This is a genomic window from Acinetobacter sp. CWB-B33 (genome assembly GCF_039655955.1).
Lineage (GTDB): Bacteria > Pseudomonadota > Gammaproteobacteria > Pseudomonadales > Moraxellaceae > Acinetobacter > Acinetobacter bouvetii.
Genome location: NZ_JAGFEU010000002.1, coordinates 504,947 through 523,270, shown reverse-complemented (window position 1 = coordinate 523,270; position 18,324 = coordinate 504,947). Strand labels below are relative to the sequence as shown.

The following is an 18,324-nucleotide window of genomic DNA, read 5'->3' as shown; positions in this document are numbered from 1 at the left end:
CATTTATTATATCTTTTGATAAATTTCAGTCTAAAAAAAGCCACCCGCAGGTGGCTCTTTATTCAGATGAATTTATACAAAATTAACCAATGAACTTACGCGCATTGCGGAACATGCGTAACCATGCACCATCTTCAGTCCATTCTTCCGGTTTCCAAGAATGCTGGATGGCGCGGAAAGTACGTTCCGGATGCGGCATCATAATCGTTGCACGGCCATCTTTAGAAGTCACAGCAGTAATCGCTTCTGGTGAACCATTCGGGTTCATTGGATAGTGCTGTGTTGGATTCCCTTGGCTATCAACATAACGCAAGCTTACTTGGTTGCCTGCATTTAACGCAGCAATCTTATCCGCAGTTGCAACTACTCGGCCTTCACCATGCGCAACCGCGATTGGTAAAATCGAACCTTCCATACCTTCTAACAATACAGAGTTCGATTTTTCAACACGAACGTTAACTGCACGCGCTTCAAACATCTCAGAAGTGTTGCGGTGGAAACGCGGCCAAGCTTCAGCACCCGGAATCAGTGGAGCCAATTGCGACAACATTTGACAGCCGTTGCAAATACCAAGAGAGAACGTCTCATCACGGTTGAAGAATTTTTCAAATTGGTCACGAAGTTTCGGGTTGAATAAAACTGATTTCGCCCAGCCACCACCAGCGCCCATTACGTCACCGTAAGAGAAACCACCACATGCCACAAGACCTTCAAAGTCATCTAGGCTGATACGACCTGCAAGTAAGTCGCTCATGTGCACATCTACAGTGTTGAAACCAACTTTGTCGAATGCCGCAGCCATTTCAACATGACCGTTTACGCCTTGTTCACGTAAGATCACCATGTTTGGACGACGTTCGTTGATGTACGGCGCTTCGATTGGCTCATTCAAATCAAATGTAGGTTTTGCAATAATACCTGCATGTGATTTGTCCGTGATTAATGCAAATTCTTGATCCGCTGTTTCTACGTTGTCACGTAGACGTTGGATTTGATGTGATACTTCAGTCCACGCCACTTGCAAGTCTGCACGTTCAAGCACTAAGCCATTTACAGTCAATTGATCGGTGTTGTTTACCGTACCAATAACCGCAATTGCATCGCGTAATGTAGATGCCGCAACTTCTTCTGCAAGTGTTGCCCAATCAGACGCGCTGATTTGAAGCACTGCACCAATTTCTTCTGCAAATAGGCTTTCAGTTGATTGATCTTCTAAAGCCACACCGAGACGTGCTGCAAACATCATTTCCGCAACAGTTGCAAGCAAACCACCATCACCAATGTCGTGGTAAGCCTTAATTAAGCCACGGTTGTTCCAGTCCTGAACCAAGGCAAAGAATGCTTTGAAGTCGTCAAAACTATCTACATCAGGTGTCACTGAACCAATCGCTTTATAGACCTGAGCAAGGATCGAACCGCCTAGGCGGAACTGACCTTTCGAAAGATCAATACGGACAAGTACTGATTCTTCATTTTTCAATTCAGGCGTTAAGGTTTTACGGACATCAGTCACAGGAGCAAAAGCTGTGATTACACCTGACATCGGTGAAGTCACCGATTTGTCTTCGCCTTCATCATTCCAAGTCGTACGCATAGACAATGAGTCTTTACCCACTGGAATTGCAATACCCAGTGCAGGACACATTTCCATACCGATGGCTTTTACACCTTCGAATAAAGCTTGGTCTTCACCTTTCTGTCCTGCTGCCGCCATCCAGTTTGCAGACAATTTAATGTCACTGATCTGGTCGATTTTTGCAGACATAATATTCGAGATCGACTCTGCAACCGATAAACGCGCAGATGCCGCAGGATTTAACAAGGCAACAGGTGGACGTTCACCCATCGCCATGGCTTCACCTGTATAGCCTTGTAAGCTTGTTGTGGTTACTGCTGCATCTGCAACAGGAACCTGCCAACGACCTACAAACTGATCACGTGCAACCATACCTGTAATTGAACGGTCACCAATGGTGATCAGGAATGATTTCGATGCAACCGTTGGGTTTTTCAGTACACGGTAAATTGCATCTTTCAAATCTGTAACTTTAGATGCATCAAAGTCGTCGCCTTGACGCTCAATGGTTTCATACGAACGGCTCATGCGCGGTGTGCCGCCCAGCATGACTTGCATTGGCATATCCACGGCTTTGTTGTCAAACAATGGATCGTTCACCGTCAATTGACGCGCTTCTGTTGCTTCACCTAAAACGGCAAACGGACAGCGTTCACGGGCACATAATGATTCAAATAATTCTAAAGAACTTGGACGAATCGCCAATACATAGCGTTCTTGCGCTTCGTTTGACCAGATCTCCATTGGAGACATGCCCTGCTCAAGCGATGGAATCTTACGCAAATCAAGAATCGCACCCAGTTCGTGGTCATTCACCAACTCAGGCATTGCATTTGAAATACCGCCTGCGCCCACGTCATGCACAGACACGATTGGGTTGAAGTCTTCCATGCGCCAGCACGCATCAATCACTTCTTGGCAGCGGCGCTCCATTTCAGGGTTTTCACGCTGTACAGAAGCGAAATCCAGGTTTTCACCGAGTTTACCGCTGTCCACAGAAGATGCCGCACCGCCGCCAAGACCGATCAGCATTGCAGGACCGCCAAGAACGATCAGCAAGTCGCCCGGTTGAATCGCATCTTTTTCCACGTGGTCTGGACGGATGTTGCCGTAACCGCCGGCAATCATGATTGGCTTATGGAAGCCTTTCACATCGCCATTCACATTTTGTTCAAAAGTACGGAAGTAGCCATTTAAAGCAGGACGGCCAAACTCATTGTTGAAAGCAGCGCCGCCCAAAGGCCCTTCAATCATGATTTGAAGCGGCGATGCCATACGAGATGGTTTGCCGTAGTTTTCTTCCCAAGGCTGTTCAAAGCCCGGAATATTCAAGTTAGACACGGTAAAGCCAGTTAAACCTGCTTTTGGCTTACCGCCGCGGCCTGTTGCGCCTTCATCACGAATTTCACCGCCCGAGCCAGTTGCAGCGCCGGCAAAAGGCGCAATCGCTGTTGGGTGGTTATGCGTTTCCACTTTCATCAAGATGTGAGCGGCTTGACTCTTGTATTTATAAACGTGGTGACCCGTCGCTTCATCTTTCTTCGGATAGAAACGCTGAGTATCAAATCCAACGATCACCGAAGCATTGTCTTTATAGGCTGACAATACATCTGTCGGTGATTCTTTATAAGTGTTTTTAATCATTTGGAACAATGACAATGGCTGTTTTTCACCATCAATTGTCCATTCAGAACCAAAGATTTTATGACGGCAGTGCTCAGAGTTGGCCTGAGCAAACATCATCAGTTCAATATCGTGCGGATTACGGCCAAGCTTGTTAAAAGCAGCAACTAAATAATCAATTTCTTCATCAGAGAGCGCAAAACCAAACTCAGAGTTGGCTTTTACTAAAGCATCTTTACCCTGACCTAATATGTCAATTGTGTTTAAAGGCTTTGGTTCAGTTTCAGAGAACAATGCCGCAGCGTCTTCAATTTGGTTGAATACACTTTCAGTCATGCGGTCATGCAAAACTTGTTTTACTGCGTCCGATACTTCAGAAATACCTTTTAAAGTAAACAAAACACCGCGTTCTAAGCGGTGTATCGGGGTATTGCAGTTGGCAAAAATATCCGTTGCCTTTGATGACCACGGCGAGATTGTACCTACACGCGGTGTCACAAGGACCTGAACTTCATCACTTGCCGCTTGGCGAACTTGAAAGGTTGCGCCATCGTTCAGAAGCTGCAAAGCAGATTGCTGTTGTTGCTCGTCGAGCGCTTGGTCGAAAAGGTAAACCCATTGGCTTTCTATTGATTGAACAGAACTGATTGACGCAAGGCGTGTTAATAGTTGTGTTTGCTTAAAAGAAGAGTGTGCAGGTGCACCGGCAACGATAAACATGCTGTTTTTGGCTCCACGGGCAGGTCTTTTGAACCATGCCGCAATGTGACTTGAAGAGAGCGCATATTCTACTGTGTATTGGCAGAATCAGCTAGATAGAAAATCACCAATATTGGGCTTTATCACCACAAAAATTAGTTCAAACCCTTATTTATCAATCTAAAAAAATTATCAACTTGAAAACTCAGCAAAAAAATTAATTTTTAATCTGTATCAAAAAGTGAAGCCGCCTTTGAGCGGCATGACTGTTTAAAAGTGATTAAGGGGGCGGCGGCATTCCATTTTGTTTAATCGCCCGCTCAAGATTTAGGCCAATCTGATCAAGGCTATGACAAGCTTGGTGATAACAAAGCGCAAACGCTGATACATCACCGTTCATTTGCTGATTCAGCAAAACCATATGCAATACCGTGACCAAAATGTTACGGCACCTTTGCGAAAAGCCGCGCAGTGCCGCTGCCATTAAAGTTGATCCATTTTATTTAACCTTGATATTCTTTGCTTAAGCAGCGTCAAAGAGAAGCTAAAAAAGTCTGTAACAATTATCGTTATAGACGGATTCAGCTATGCGATTTTCACCTGTGCCTGCTGGCCAAATTCAATGACGCCATTGTCCTTAACATACACTTTCCAATCCGCCAATAATTCTTGTAATTTTTCAGGATAACGCTCGGCTAGATCCTCTGTTTCCCCCGCATCTTCAGCCAAATTGTATAGCTGCCACTGGTTTGGGCCATTCGGCGCTGGAATGAATAAGGCCTTCCAATCGCCTTTGCGCAACGCTTTTTGCCCAAACAGCTCCCAACCGGTGATGTGATCTTTCTCATGAATATAATCTTGCTGCTTATTCAAATACGGCAAAATGCTTTGTCCACGCAAGGGTACCAATTGGCGGCCTTTGTAACGCCCCCCCGGATGCTGAATCTGCAGGGTTTCCAATACAGTGGGCAAGACATCCATCACTGTTAAAAACTCATGGCTAATATCCTGCTGCCGCGCAAAGGCTTGATGCTTAATAAAAGCTGGCGTACGGATTCCGCCCTCACTGGTATGCGCTTTATAAAGCCGTGATGGCGCAGTGGCTGCTTGCGCCCAATGTTCGCCATACCAAACATATGAATTGCCATGACCGACATTCTCTAAAGCATTGTCATAATATTTATCAATCACGGCAGAAATGTCAGGGCCAAATACCGGCAAAGCCTCCAGCTGCGCGCCTTCAGCGCCATTATCAGATAAAAAGATGATCATGGTATTGTCATATTGTTGGGTCTGTTTTAAATATTCAATGACACGGCCGACATTCTGATCCAGGCGATCAACCATGGCTGCGTAGACTTCCATTGTCCGTGCAGAAAACTGTTTTTCAGCTTCCGTTAAATTTTCCCAAAATTTAGTTTGCGCCAATACAGGATGAATAGTGGCATTTGAGCTGACCAGGCCTAATTTTTTCACTTGCGCTAAACGCTTTTGACGCAATACCTCTGGCCCTGCATCATACACACCCTGATATTTTTGAATATCTTCCGGATGCGCCTGCAAGGGCCAATGCGGTGCAGAAAAAGGCAAATAGGCAAAAAATGGACGGGTTTGGCGGCTGCCGTCATCTTGTAAATAATCTAATAAACGGTCTGTAAAATAGTCCGAAGAATAAAAGTCTTCTGGCAATGACGTAACATATTCATCATTTTCCGCATATAGGCCACGGGTCACTTTCAATAGGCCTGGAATTTCCTTTTCAGGAATATCGGCTTCAAACGCATAATGATTGGCTGCGCCCGGCAGTAAAGTAAATGATTTTTCAAAGCCGCGGCGTGCAGGAAAGCGTTCTGGCGTTAAACCCAAATGCCATTTCCCGGACATAATGGTGTAATAGCCCGCATCCTTTAACAGCTCTGGCAATGCAGCCACTTGATCATTTAAATAACCTTCATAACCTGTCTGGCCTTTTTGCTCAGGATGAATGGCTTCAGCCATTGCGCCTAAACCCGCTAGATGATGATCTGTGCCAGACAGCAGCATAGACCGCGTGGGTGAACACGTAGACGCTGTATGGAAATTGGTGAGCCTTAGCCCTTCCAAGGCAATGGCGTCTAAATTTGGAGTATGAATTTCGCCGCCAAATGCACCAAGGTCAGAAAAGCCAAGGTCATCGGCAACAATAAGTAAAATATTCGGCTGTTTTGCTGACATGCTATTTTCATCATTTATATAAGAACATGTGCTTAATCTGCCTGAAATCGGCACGTTCAGCCTGTCAAAAACTTGACATTCTCTAGCTCAATTTTTGCAAAGTTAATTACAGTTTCACCCTATTAAAGTGACAGTATATGACGCCTTACCCTAGTTCTTTTTCTGCAAATTTGGCATGATGTTTTGAGTAAATAACTGAATAACGATAAATGATGCAAATGCGTTGGCTAGAACTGCTCTCAACAATCCGTATTGGAAGTAAAAAACAAAATACCGAATTGGCGCGCAGCCCATTCCACAAAGATTATGACCGAATTATTTTTTCGCAAAGCTTCCGCCAGCTGAACCGAAAAACCCAAGTCCATCCGCTGACTCAGCACGACGGCATTCATACCCGCTTAACCCATTCACTTGAAGTGTCCTGCATTGGACGCTCTCTCGGCATGCTCGCAGCGGAAAAAATCAAAGATGAACTGCCGATTTGGATTTCCCCTGCCGATGTCGGAGCCATTATTCAGGCGGCCTGTTTAGCGCATGATATTGGCAACCCGCCGTTTGGCCATGCAGGTGAATACGCCATTCGTGAATGGTTTGACGATGCATCCCATGGCAACTTTTTAGAAAAGCTTTCTGCAGAAGAACAAGCCGATGTGCGCCAGTTTGAAGGCAATGCCCAAGGCCTGCGCCTGCTGACGAAAATTGACTACCATCCGAATGACGGCGGCATGCGTCTGACCTATGCAACCTTAGGGGCTTATTTAAAATATCCATGGCTGTCTAAAACCATCGAGTCGCAAGGCAACACGCCTGCCAGTCAACGCGCCAAATTTGGCTGCTATCAGGCGGAAAAAGAAATTCTGCAGCAAATCGCAGAACAGCTCGGACTGATTCAACTGGGCGATTATCACTATTGCCGCCATCCGCTGACTTATTTACTTGAAGCTGCAGATGACATTTGCTATGCCCTGATTGATCTTGAAGATGGCATTATTTTAAACATGCTGTCTTATGAAGAAGTTGAGCCGATTTTTTTAAGCTTGCTCGGTGAATACAGCGCGCCAACTGAACTGTCGATGCCCGATACCACCTGGCAGCAAAAAATTGCAGCCCTGCGCGGGCGGGTGATGAAGCGTCTGGTTGAAGAAGTCACCTCGGCTTTTGCCAAGCATCATTTTGAAATTTTAAGCGGGCAGCTTTCAGGCAGCTTACTGCAATACTGCGCTGCTGATATTGAGCTAGGCATTAACCGTGCGAAAGATTTAGCGCGCGATAAAATCTTTGAGCATCCGCAAAAAGCCGGCTTGGAAATTATTGCCCATCAAAGCTTGCAGAACATTTTAGATGCCTTTATTCCGCTGACTACCCCGCATAAAACATTGAGCTTTAAAGAGCAGCGCTTAATGGCGATTTTATGCCGTTCTGGCGCGCACTTTGGCAGCAACCATTATGAAAACATTATGCAGGTCTTAGATATTATTTCTAAGTTTTCAGACCACCAAGCCTATAACTTGTCTCAAGAGCTGCAAGGCAATAAGGCCGGCTTAATTTAAGCCAAGACGTTAAAATGAAGCTGTGCAATATGGATTAAGCAGTAAATAGCCTATTTTGCGCTTTTTTAGTTCTCGGCATTTTGTATTTCACCGCAATGCCGATTACTATTCTTTTCATCAACCTAGAAGTGAACAAATTCCATGATCGGATGTTTAATTGGCGAAGTGCTTGCACTGGAAATTTCCACAGTGCTTTTGAATGTGAATGGCGTGGGTTATGAAGTAGATACGCCGCTGTCTACATTCTGCCAGTTGCAGAAAGGTCAGAAAGTTACCTTATGGACGCATTTAGTGGTGCGTGAAGATGCGCAGCTGCTGTTTGGCTTTGCCAATGCGCAGGAAAAAACTATTTTCCGCACCCTGCTCAAAGTCAACGGCGTCGGGCCCAAAATGGCGCTGGCGATTCTGTCGACGTTAAGCGTAGACATGCTGATTCATACTGTAGAACAGGGTGATGTTAAAACCTTGGTTAAAGTTCCGGGCGTAGGTGCAAAAACTGCAGAACGCTTGATGATTGAACTGCGTGACCGTTTCAAAACAATGTCATCCAGCTCTGCGCCAAGCAACTCAACTGCTGAGCAAATCCAGTTTACGGGCAACTCTGCCGTTGCAGAAGCCGAAGCGGCCTTGCAGTCTTTAGGTTATAAGCCTGCAGAAGCACAGAAATTGGTGAATGCAGCCAAAGGGCATTTTACCGAAGCCAGCGACATTATCCGTGCAGCTTTAAAATCGATGAATAAATAACTTTTAGTTTCTAATGAGCTCTGCATCCTTGCCTTTTTGAACTATTGACAATATTTGAGTCATGCAGGCGGCATGGATGCCGCCGTTAAACTGTGCTACAAGGACGTAGCATCAGTTTAACAATTGGGTTTTGTCACTTTTGCCCAGTCAAAAGTGAGAATCGCCTATACAATGGCATATAAAGTTCAATCGCTTTTTGAGGCTGTGATTCCCCCTCAACAATATAGAGATTAGTTAAACACTTATGCAAGACCGTCTCATCAGTGGCTCCGAAAAACCTGAAGACCACTTCGACCGCGCCATCCGCCCGACCTCACTCGATGACTACATCGGTCAGCCTGTGGTCCGTGAACAAATGGAAATCTTTATCGGCGCCGCGCGCGGCCGTGAAGAAGCGCTGGATCATACCCTGATTTTCGGCCCGCCAGGTTTAGGCAAAACCACACTGGCCAATATCATTGCCCGTGAAATGGGCGGCAATCTCAAATCAACTTCCGGCCCTGTTTTAGAACGCGCCGGTGATTTAGCGGCCATGCTCACCAACCTTGAAGAAGGCGATGTGCTGTTTATTGACGAAATTCACCGCCTTTCCCCCGTGATTGAAGAAATTCTTTATCCTGCCATGGAAGACTACCAGCTGGATATTATGATTGGTGAAGGCCCTGCTGCCCGTTCAATCAAACTGGATTTACCGCCATTCACTTTAGTCGCAGCCACGACCCGTGCCGGCCTTCTGACCTCTCCGCTGCGCGACCGTTTTGGCATTGTGCAGCGCTTAGAATTTTACAGCGTTGCAGACCTGACTCATATTGTGACGCGTTCAGCCAATTTGATGGATGTGCCTATTTCCAAAGACGGCGCTCAAGAAGTTGCACGCCGCGCGCGCGGAACGCCGCGTATCGCCAACCGTTTGCTGCGTCGTGTACGTGACTATGCACAAGTCAAAGGTACAGGTGAAGTGACTCAAGACATGGCGCAACGTGCTTTGGATATGCTGAATGTCGATAAAGACGGCCTGGACACACTCGACCGCCGTTATTTAAGCATGCTGCTGGAGCGCTTTGACGGCGGGCCTGCCGGTGTGGAAGCTTTGGCAGCCGCCATGGCGGAAGATTCCGGCACTTTGGAAGATGTTATTGAACCGTATTTGATTCAGCAAGGTTATACCATGCGTACTGCACGTGGGCGTATTGCTACCAATATGGCTTATTTACAGTTTGGTATGACACCACCTGAGCCGAAGGATAAATGATTTAAAAGCAGCTTAGGCTGCTTTTTTAAATATTATTTATAAATACTTTTAAGTTCATCATTCAAATAATTTTGCACCAAAATCTCACCTACTTTAAATTCTTTCACCCATTGATCAAGACTATCACTCAAAGCTAGCTCATTCATATCGGCAGTATATAAACTCCAAGAGAGTAATTGCATTTTTCGAAAATGCTTATTTAGTTTTTCTGAATGTTGGGTTTCATTCCCTAAATATACTCTTAAACGGTTTATAGAACTTTGATAATTATTAAGTAGTATTTTGAAATCCCCGTGATGCCTTGAATGAAAAAAATTATCAAATTTTTGTTGTTGTATCTCACTAATACCTATTTCAATTTGGTTCTGTACATTTCCTGCTAAATAAAGATTATCACCAATTAATTCTTTAATTCTCTGTAGAGTATTATTTTTATTTAATATTTCTAACTCCCTAATTTTTAAAATTTTCTGTTGCTCTATTAAACTTTCATTGGATTGAATTTGACTTTCTGTAGACTTTCTCACTACATAAATTGTAATTAAAAATCCAATAAAACTTATTAAAGCTGATACAAAAATTGATCCAGCCACTACCCAATCTGTGGAATGTGTTAAATCCAGATAAATCTTTTTCTCATTCGACGGCTGTAATACTACTGCCTGCGTGTTTTCTTGTTGGTTTACCAATTTTACCTCTAAAAAATTTAAATAATTTTCAAATATATTTAACTATAAATCATAAACTTATATTTTTATTATTGAGAATTATCACTTCAAAAAAAATCACATGACAGGCGACATGGATGTCGCCCGTTGGATTGACTTGCACTACGCTTTAAAGCAATGCTTAAAGCTTGCTCAGGACATCCTTTCAATCCAACAGAGGAATTTTGATACTTTTGTCCCGTCAAAAGCAAATAGACCAAACCATATAGAAAACTAATCACATCCAACATTAGAAAGAGTATCTGGAACTAAGTTCAATTAGCTCACCCTCTCTACAAAATAATATTCTTGCTTAATTCAACAAATAAAAGATCTAAGACTTAGAAATCACCCTCACTTCTTCCACCAGCATCAACTCGCATGCTCCATTTCCCGTATCTTCACGGCTAAGGGAGCTTCGCCACGTCCAGCCATCTACTGCTTTTACTTCAACCAACTGCCCTTTTAAATAAATCAAATTATCTTGATCAATTTGAGCCAGTTGTTTGGCAATCGCTTTAGTTGCAGGAATTAAATGCGTATTCGCGCTGTGTGTTGAAATTTCATTGACTGGAATTGGCGGATTATTTTCATAACGCCAATAATACCAGCGATTGCTCTGACTAATAGATAACAGCTTATAAACAGCAGGATCAGTCATGCTTCCCCATCCCAAAGCAAAATCAACCGGACTAATTTCAGCCTCTCGTCCAAAACTATAATCTTCGCGTGATAAAACCCGGAACTCCCCCGCATAAGGCTCCAAATTCGTCATGCTATAGCCATCAAACTGATGAACACCTTCAGCCGATTGATAATCAGCTGCATCTGAAATCCCTTGATCCGGTTTCAGCCAATATGACCAAAGCATAAAAGCCATGGCAATCATGATGACAAATTTAAAAAAATGACTCATTTAATACTCTAATACTGCACAGAGCTGTAATGGCCCCATTATCAATTGAATTAAATCGCTGTATCTCAAAGCGAAAAAAGTGTAAACCTAAATGCATAAAACTTAATTTCATATAAAACACATAAATCTACAATACTGAGTACAAAATAAAATTTTGGTATTTCAATCACTAAAACAGAATATACCTTGAAAGTATCTCTTTAATACTTAAAGGGTTTTATCTAGATTTCATTCAGTATGCGATGCTAGAGAGTCACTTTAATTATTTCAAACTCTTCAGGATTGTCCCAAGATATGAACATGTACAAGCAGATTTCTCTTTGCCTGCCGCTGATTTTTTGCAGCCAATTTACCCTTGCTGACTGGATTGATGACGCCGCCAAAAATACCGAAAGCCATGCCATTAAATTACGGCAGCATATTCACCAGCATCCAGAATTGGGCAATATGGAGTTCAAAACGTCTGAACTGGTACAAAAGGAATTAAAATCTTATGGCATTGACGTCCGCAAAGGCTATGCTAAAACTGGCGTAATTGGCGTACTCAAAGGCGCAAAGCCTGGCCCCGTCATGGCGCTGCGCGCTGATATGGATGCTCTGCCCATCGAAGAAAAAACCGGGCTGCCATTTGCCAGCAAAACCAAAGCCATTTATCAAGGCAAAGAAACGCACGTGATGCATGGATGCGGCCATGATGCGCATACTGCAATGCTCTTAGGCGCGGCCAAAGCGCTGGCGGCCAATAAAGATAAAATTGCCGGGACCATTGTTTTTGTGTTTCAGCCGGCAGAAGAAGGCGGAGCTGATATCGACAACTTTACTCAGGGTGATCAGATTGGTTCACGTAAAATGATTGCTGATGGCGCATTGAACAACCCGAAACCTGAAGTCATCTTTGGCATGCACGTTATGGCAGGTATGCCCAGCGGCAATATCTTCTATAAAGATGGCGCGATCCTAAACAGTGCCGACCATCTGCGTATTCAGGTAAATGGTAAACAAGTGCATGGCTCTATGCCATGGCTGGGCCGCGACCCGATTTATGCCTCATCGCAGATGATCAGCAATATGCAAAGCTTAGTCAGCCGCAGAGCAGATTTAACCAAAGGCATGGGCGTGGTCAGTATAGGCAGCATTCAAGGCGGCACTACAGGCAATGTCATTCCAGAACTGGTGAATATGGTCGGCACCATCCGTTCCAACAATGAAGATATCCGTCAAGGCCTTTTAAAAGATTTACCCGCGCTGATCGAACATAATGCACAGGCCAATGATGTGACCGCGAAAGTTGAAATTGCGCCTTATGCGCCTGTCACCAGCAACGATAAAACACTGACCAAACTGATGCAGCCTGCTTTGGCGCAAGTCAATGGCGAAGGGAAGTTGCATGTGCTCGACAGCAATGCCAGCGCCAGCGAGGACTTTGCCTATTATGGGCAACTCATGCCTTCCTTGTTTATCTTTATCGGCGCAACTCAATCAGATCAAGATATGTCAAAGGCTGCGCCCAATCACAGCCCGCTGTTTACGGTCGATGACGCCACCTTGAAAACAGGCATAGAAAGCCATATGCGCTTTGTGATGGAATATCCCAAAGCAGCCGCACAAGTGCAAAATGCATGGCAGCGGAAGCAAAGCCCTGCAAAATAAAATATAAAGAAAAAAAGGTGAATTGTTCCTGTTCACCTTTTTAATGGCTGTGACCGCCATTTCATCTGCAATCTTCTGCAAAACCGCATAAATAAATATCAATTCACAGCAGTATTATGCGAAACATAAAGCACACAAGCGCCCAGGATTTGAAATCTTGTGCCATTGGAGTGAATTTTCAGAGTGCTAAACTGCCCGTCATTGACGCACTTGACGATTTATTGATTTGAAGTCATGTTTAAAACATGCCGATTTCATATTCTCAGTGCAGCTAAAAACTCATCAGATTTAGAAACAGACGGAACACTCTCATGGCGAATAAATTCGAGTTCAATATTCGTGTCTATATTGAAGATACAGATGCAGGCGGCATTGTTTACCACGCCAACCACATCCGCTTCATGGAGCGCGCACGTACTGAATGGCTTCGCGCATCAGGCATTAGCCACTATTGGCATCAAAAAGACTACAACTTTGTTGTGCATAAAATAAATGTGAAATATTCACGCCCTATACTCATGGATGACCTGATTACTGTTACAGCAAGTGTAGTTTCATGTAAATCAACGTCATTTGTATTGCAACAAAATATTTATCGTGGTGAAATCATGCTTGCTTCCGGCGAAGTCGAATTGGCCTGCATCAGCGTAGACGGCATGCGTCCAACACGGCTTCCGGAAGAAATCCGCAAACTGATTCTGAAAGAATTGGAACAAGATTAAAAAAATTAATTGGCTCAATGTAACTATGGCAACTCAACTAGAATCTACCCTTCACGTATCAGATTTAATTTTACAAGCAAGTCCTGTTGTACAGCTGGTAATGCTTCTGCTCTTATTAGCCTCGCTGTACAGCTGGTATCTGATTGCCAAGTTGCATATGAGCTACAAAAAGGCGCAGGCCGATGATGATCATTTTCAAAAAATCTTCTGGTCTGGCGCCGAACTGAATACCCTTTACAACAATGCGCAGCTTAATTCGAAGCGGGTCGGCCTGGAAGATATTTTCTATCAAGGCCTCGGTGAATTTTTAAAGCTGAAAAAACGCAATGCGCCTGCAGCGCAAAGCATTGAAGGCACAGAGCGTATTTTGCGCGTCGGCCTGAGCCGTGACCAAGGCGGCTTAGAGCAAGGCTTGGGCGCTTTGGCCAGCATTGGTTCTGTGGCGCCGTATGTCGGCTTATTTGGCACGGTTTGGGGCATCATGAATGCATTCATTGGTTTAGCCCAAGTTGAGCAAGTGACACTGGCAACCGTTGCCCCGGGTATTGCCGAAGCATTGATTGCCACTGCAATTGGCCTATTTGCCGCTATTCCTGCCGTGTTGGCATTTAACCATTACACAGCCAAAGGTGAAGCCGTCTATTCAGACCGTGCGCTTTTTGCTGAAGAAATGGTGGCCTTGCTGCAGCGCCAGTCATTGGGTTCTGATCAGGAACAGCACTGATGGCTATTCAACGTTCAGGACGCTTCGAGCGCATCAAAAAACCGCTGAAAAGCGATATGAATGTCGTGCCTTACATTGACGTCATGCTGGTGCTTTTAGTCATCTTCATGGTCACTGCGCCCATGATTACGACTGGCGTTAAAGTGGACTTGCCGCAAGCCAACAGCAGCCCGATTCAGTCTGAAGACCGCCCTGCTATTGTAACCTTAGAAGCGGATGGCGCCATTAGGCTGGAAGACGGCGCTCATAAGAATGAAGTGCTGACTTTAGAAGAACTGAAAACAGCGCTGACAGATGCGCAGACACAAGCTCAGGCCAATAATAAACAGCTCAGCGTCCTGATTAATGGCAGTGAATCCCGCCCTTATGGTGAAGTCATCAAACTGATGTCTGCACTGCAGGATGCAGGATTATCACAGGTTGGATTGCTGACAGAGCCGCTAAAGTAATTTATGAAAGATTTTAAAAAGCCACCTTTTAAACAAAAAGCGACTGCAGCTGGATTCACCATCGGTATCCATGTGATTGCAGTTGTGGGCTTGCTTTATCTGGGCATGAGCAAACCGCCTGAGCCGCCCAAGCAAATTAAAACGGTGCTGGTGAAGCCTGAAGATTTAAAGCCGGTGACCCGAGAAGAAACAGAGTTTACTGAAACCGCGCATGAAAATGTCGCCGCTGAGGTCACTCAAACCGCAGAGCCCAGTGTAGAGCCGGCGCCCGTCATTCCTGCGGCACCGCCGCCTGCGCCGGCAGCATTGCCAAAACCTGACGCGGCAAAAGCAGCGCTTCAAGCTCAAGCTGCTGAAAAAGCTGAACGCCTAGCCGCAGCTGAAGCATTGCGCGCTGAACAAAAACGCCAAGCTGATGAAGCCGCCAAGCTGAAAGCCCTAACACAAGCTAAAGCTCAGGCGGATGCAAAAGCTAAAGCTGAGGCTGCACAGCGTAAGATAGATGCAGATGCTAAAGCGAATGCTGAAGCAGCCCAACGCAAAGCCGCAGCTGAAGCAAAAGCAGCTCAGGCCAAAGCCAGTGCAGCTGAGACAAAACGCAAAGCAGATTTAGAAGCGAAACGTCTAGCCGAGAATGCCAAATTAAAAGCGCAGCAAGATGCAAAAGCCAAAGCCGCTTTAGATGCAGAAAAACGCAAAGCAGAAGCTAAAGCAGCGGCAGCTGTGAAAGCGCATGCCGATGCAAAAGCGAAGGCTGCTGCTCAGGCCAAAGCCAATGCAGACGCCGCTAAACGCAAAGCGGATACTGACGCAAAAAATAAAGCCGCAGCCGATGCTAAAGCCAAAGCCGACGCTCAGGCCAAAGCCAATGCAGACGCCGCTAAACGCAAAGCGGATGCTGACGCAAAAAATAAAGCCGCCGCCGATGCTAAAGCCAAAGCCGACGCTCAGGCCAGAGCCAATGCAGACGCCGCTAAACGCAAAGCGGATGCTGACGCAAAAAATAAAGCCGCCGCCGATGCAAAAGCCAAGGCAGATGCCAAAGCCAGATCCGATGCAGAAGCACGTGAACGGGCAGCCGAAGAAGCCAAAGCCTCATCTGCTAAAAAAGCAGCTGAAGAAGCCGCGCAGAAAAAAGCTGAAGCGAAAAAGATTGCATCAACGGCCAAGAGAGATTTTGAAAACAAAATCAAACGCGTTTGGGATACTCCAACCGACTCCGCTGGCAAAACAGCCACCGCCCGAATTACGTTAACTGAAAGCGGTGCAGTGCGTTCAGTGATTGTCTCATCCAGCGATCCAGACATGAAGGCCAGTATTGAAGCAGCTGTACGAGCGGCAGCGCCGTATCCAATGCCTTCAGATCCAGATGCGCGCCGCGAAGCGCAGAATCTGACATCCACCTTTAGATCTTCAAATTGATATAAATCCCCCTGATTCGTCAGGGGGATTTTTTATAGGACTAAGCCCCCAAGAATGCATACCGTTAAACTCTTGCTTCTATTTCCTGTGATGGCAGGTTCAGCGCTAACATTTGCCAGCCCTGCTGACAATCCAATAGCCTCTCAGATTCAGCCCGAAAAAATAGCGGTGAGTTCCGCGAATGCACCCATGGCTGCAGCAAAGGCATATTCTGAGCAATATAAACGTGAACTTGAACGAAAAACAGCAACAGCTAAACGCGCAGCAACAGCTGAGGCTTCTCGTAAATCAGAAGCCAAAAAGCTTGCATCTGAGGCCAAAGCCGAAATTAAGCATTTAATCTTTAGCCATTGGGAAGTACCAGCGGATTCAAGTGAGCAAAAAGCCAATACTAGAATTATTTTAACGCCATCAGGTTCAATTCAGTCTATCGTCATTAGCGACGCACCAAATCAAGCTTTTAAAGACAGTATTGAAAAAGCCATTCACAGTGTTGCGCCTTTTGAACTGCCTGAAAATCCGGATGCTCAACGTGAATCTCGGTTCATTTATATGTCCTTTCAATCTAAATAAGAACATCCGTTAAGCGGAACATTGTATTTTTAAAGAAAGCGTCACCATAAACTGCAATTATTTAGACACGAATTCACAGACGAATAACAGTTTAATCATAATGTTGTTCTTTCAATATTTCAAAAACATGCCATTATGTGACACATTCACAGTAACAAGAAATTCTAGATTTAGAGTATTCAGCGAATGATGGAAATGACGCGAAAACATCTGCTCTGCTTAGCCGTTTTAACAGCACTTAGTCCGGTTTTAATCACACAATCACATGCGCAGCTGCATTTGGAAATCACCAAGGCGCCTGAAGAAGCGCCCAAAATTGCCATTGTGCCGTTCAGTAATGATCAAAACCTGTACCCAATTATTGAAAACGATTTAAACCGTTCTGGAAAATTCACCAGTTCGTCTAAAAATCTGCCTGCAACAGCGGCGATGAACACGCCGAATGCTGAAGCATGGCAAGCCGCCGGTGTGCCTTATGTCGTAACCGGCTCGATGAAGCCTGCAGCTGACGGTTCATTCGAAGTCCACTATCAGCTCTATGATGTGCAGAAGAAAACTTATCTGCTCAATGAGTTGCTGACCATACCGGCTTCCCGCACCCGTCAAGCTGCACATATGATCAGTGATGCGATTTATGAAGCGCTGACAGGCATTCAAGGCGATTTCAGCGGACGCATTGCTTATGTGCTGCGCAACCCGGCAACACCTGAACAGCGCTACACACTGCAAATTGCCGATACTGACGGCGAACAGCCCCGCACTATTTTGACATCCCGCGATCCGATCTTATCTCCTGCATGGACACCGGATGCCAAAAAGATTGCTTATGTATCTTTTGAAACCAAACGTCCTGCAATTTATGTGCAAGACTTGGCAACAGGCAGCCGTGAAAAACTGGCCAGCTTCCTCGGCTTAAATGGCGCGCCAAGCTTCTCGCCGGACGGTAAAAGCATGCTGTTTACTGCTTCCATGCACGGCAATCCTGAAATCTATCAAATGGATTTGGACAGCCGCCAGCTGCAGCGCCTGACCAATGACAGTGCGATTGATACAGAAGCGCGCTATGCGCCAGACGGAAAATCGTTTATCTATACCTCTGACCGAGGCGGTTCTCCGCAAATTTACAAATACAGTTTTGCCGATGGCACCAGCAAACGCTTAACCTTCCGCGGCGCATTCAACGCACGCGGGACATTAAGCGCAGATGGTAAAAAGCTCGCGCTGGTTCACCGGCCGAGCGGCAGCAATTACAAAGTTGCCGTACAGAATATTGATTCTGGCGTGACCAACATCTTAACGCCAACCAGTTTGGACGAATCGCCAAGCTTCTCGCCAAATGGACAAATGGTGGTATATGCGACACGCGAAGGCAGCCGCGGCTTGCTTGCGATTATGTCGCTGGATGGCCGTTTCCGCATGAACTTGCCAAGCGAGCAAGGCGAAGTGCGTGAACCGGCTTGGGCACCAAAATAACGTTTAAATCATAATGAAAGATCATGGAGA

General features: G+C 45.4%; 15 protein-coding genes. 10 read left to right on the top strand and 5 right to left on the bottom strand.

Annotated features, from left to right (window positions below; all coding sequences use genetic code 11):
• Positions 1 to 82: 82 nt before the first annotated feature.
• The 3 genes from purL to JZ784_RS08620 all read right to left on the bottom strand — a co-directional run bounded on the left by purL (position 83) and on the right by JZ784_RS08620 (position 6,112).
• The gene (purL, locus tag JZ784_RS08630; RefSeq protein ID WP_346314565.1) at positions 83 to 3,919 is read right to left on the bottom strand and encodes a phosphoribosylformylglycinamidine synthase; all 3,837 of its coding nucleotides are present in this window, start codon (positions 3,917 to 3,919) and stop codon (positions 83 to 85) included.
• Positions 3,920 to 4,178: 259 nt separating this feature from the next.
• Positions 4,179 to 4,382, bottom strand: a complete 204-nt coding sequence (locus JZ784_RS08625) for a hypothetical protein (RefSeq protein WP_346314564.1) — start codon at positions 4,380 to 4,382, stop codon at positions 4,179 to 4,181.
• Positions 4,383 to 4,483: 101 nt separating this feature from the next.
• Positions 4,484 to 6,112, bottom strand: a complete 1,629-nt coding sequence (locus tag JZ784_RS08620) for an arylsulfatase (protein ID WP_346314563.1) — start codon at positions 6,110 to 6,112, stop codon at positions 4,484 to 4,486.
• A gap of 209 nt (positions 6,113 to 6,321) precedes the next feature.
• On the opposite strand from JZ784_RS08620, the gene JZ784_RS08615 reads away from it, so the two are divergent.
• From JZ784_RS08615 to ruvB, 3 genes are all read left to right on the top strand, one after another.
• Positions 6,322 to 7,662, top strand: a complete 1,341-nt coding sequence (locus tag JZ784_RS08615; RefSeq protein WP_346314562.1) for a deoxyguanosinetriphosphate triphosphohydrolase — start codon at positions 6,322 to 6,324, stop codon at positions 7,660 to 7,662.
• 141 nt (positions 7,663 to 7,803) lie between these two features.
• The gene (gene ruvA, locus JZ784_RS08610; protein WP_346314561.1) at positions 7,804 to 8,406 is read left to right on the top strand and encodes a Holliday junction branch migration protein RuvA; all 603 of its coding nucleotides are present in this window, start codon (positions 7,804 to 7,806) and stop codon (positions 8,404 to 8,406) included.
• A gap of 244 nt (positions 8,407 to 8,650) precedes the next feature.
• Positions 8,651 to 9,658, top strand: a complete 1,008-nt coding sequence (gene ruvB, locus JZ784_RS08605; protein WP_346314560.1) for a Holliday junction branch migration DNA helicase RuvB — start codon at positions 8,651 to 8,653, stop codon at positions 9,656 to 9,658.
• Between the two features lie 32 nt (positions 9,659 to 9,690).
• Here the strand turns inward: ruvB and JZ784_RS08600 are convergent, their stop codons facing one another.
• Together JZ784_RS08600 and JZ784_RS08595 are read right to left on the bottom strand one after the other, a co-directional pair.
• A complete protein-coding gene (locus tag JZ784_RS08600) occupies positions 9,691 to 10,347 on the bottom strand; it encodes a hypothetical protein (RefSeq protein WP_346314559.1) in 657 nt (218 codons plus the stop codon).
• Between the two features lie 352 nt (positions 10,348 to 10,699).
• Positions 10,700 to 11,281: a hypothetical protein gene (locus tag JZ784_RS08595; RefSeq protein ID WP_346314558.1), complete on the bottom strand. Its 582-nt coding sequence runs from the start codon at positions 11,279 to 11,281 to the stop codon at positions 10,700 to 10,702.
• A 300-nt stretch (positions 11,282 to 11,581) separates the two neighbouring features.
• Between JZ784_RS08595 and JZ784_RS08590 the strand changes: the two genes are divergently transcribed.
• From JZ784_RS08590 to tolB, 7 genes are all read left to right on the top strand, one after another.
• The gene (locus JZ784_RS08590; protein WP_346314687.1) at positions 11,582 to 12,931 is read left to right on the top strand and encodes an amidohydrolase; all 1,350 of its coding nucleotides are present in this window, start codon (positions 11,582 to 11,584) and stop codon (positions 12,929 to 12,931) included.
• A gap of 311 nt (positions 12,932 to 13,242) precedes the next feature.
• Positions 13,243 to 13,653: a tol-pal system-associated acyl-CoA thioesterase gene (ybgC, locus tag JZ784_RS08585; RefSeq protein ID WP_005008678.1), complete on the top strand. Its 411-nt coding sequence runs from the start codon at positions 13,243 to 13,245 to the stop codon at positions 13,651 to 13,653.
• Between the two features lie 25 nt (positions 13,654 to 13,678).
• Positions 13,679 to 14,377, top strand: coding sequence for a protein TolQ (tolQ, locus tag JZ784_RS08580; RefSeq protein WP_130147075.1), 699 nt, complete (start codon positions 13,679 to 13,681; stop codon positions 14,375 to 14,377).
• Positions 14,377 to 14,826, top strand: a complete 450-nt coding sequence (tolR, locus tag JZ784_RS08575) for a protein TolR (RefSeq protein WP_346314557.1) — start codon at positions 14,377 to 14,379, stop codon at positions 14,824 to 14,826. The genes tolQ and tolR overlap by 1 nt, the downstream gene beginning before the upstream one ends.
• Positions 14,827 to 14,829: 3 nt before the next feature.
• Positions 14,830 to 16,248 (top strand): cell envelope integrity protein TolA, encoded by a 1,419-nt coding sequence (gene tolA / locus JZ784_RS08570; RefSeq protein WP_346314556.1) that lies wholly within the window; start codon positions 14,830 to 14,832, stop codon positions 16,246 to 16,248.
• Between the two features lie 54 nt (positions 16,249 to 16,302).
• Positions 16,303 to 16,821, top strand: a complete 519-nt coding sequence (locus tag JZ784_RS08565) for a TonB C-terminal domain-containing protein (protein WP_346314555.1) — start codon at positions 16,303 to 16,305, stop codon at positions 16,819 to 16,821.
• A 189-nt stretch (positions 16,822 to 17,010) separates the two neighbouring features.
• Entirely contained in the window at positions 17,011 to 18,294 is a 1,284-nt protein-coding gene (gene tolB / locus JZ784_RS08560; RefSeq protein ID WP_346314686.1) for a Tol-Pal system beta propeller repeat protein TolB, read from the top strand.
• Positions 18,295 to 18,324: the final 30 nt, after the last annotated feature.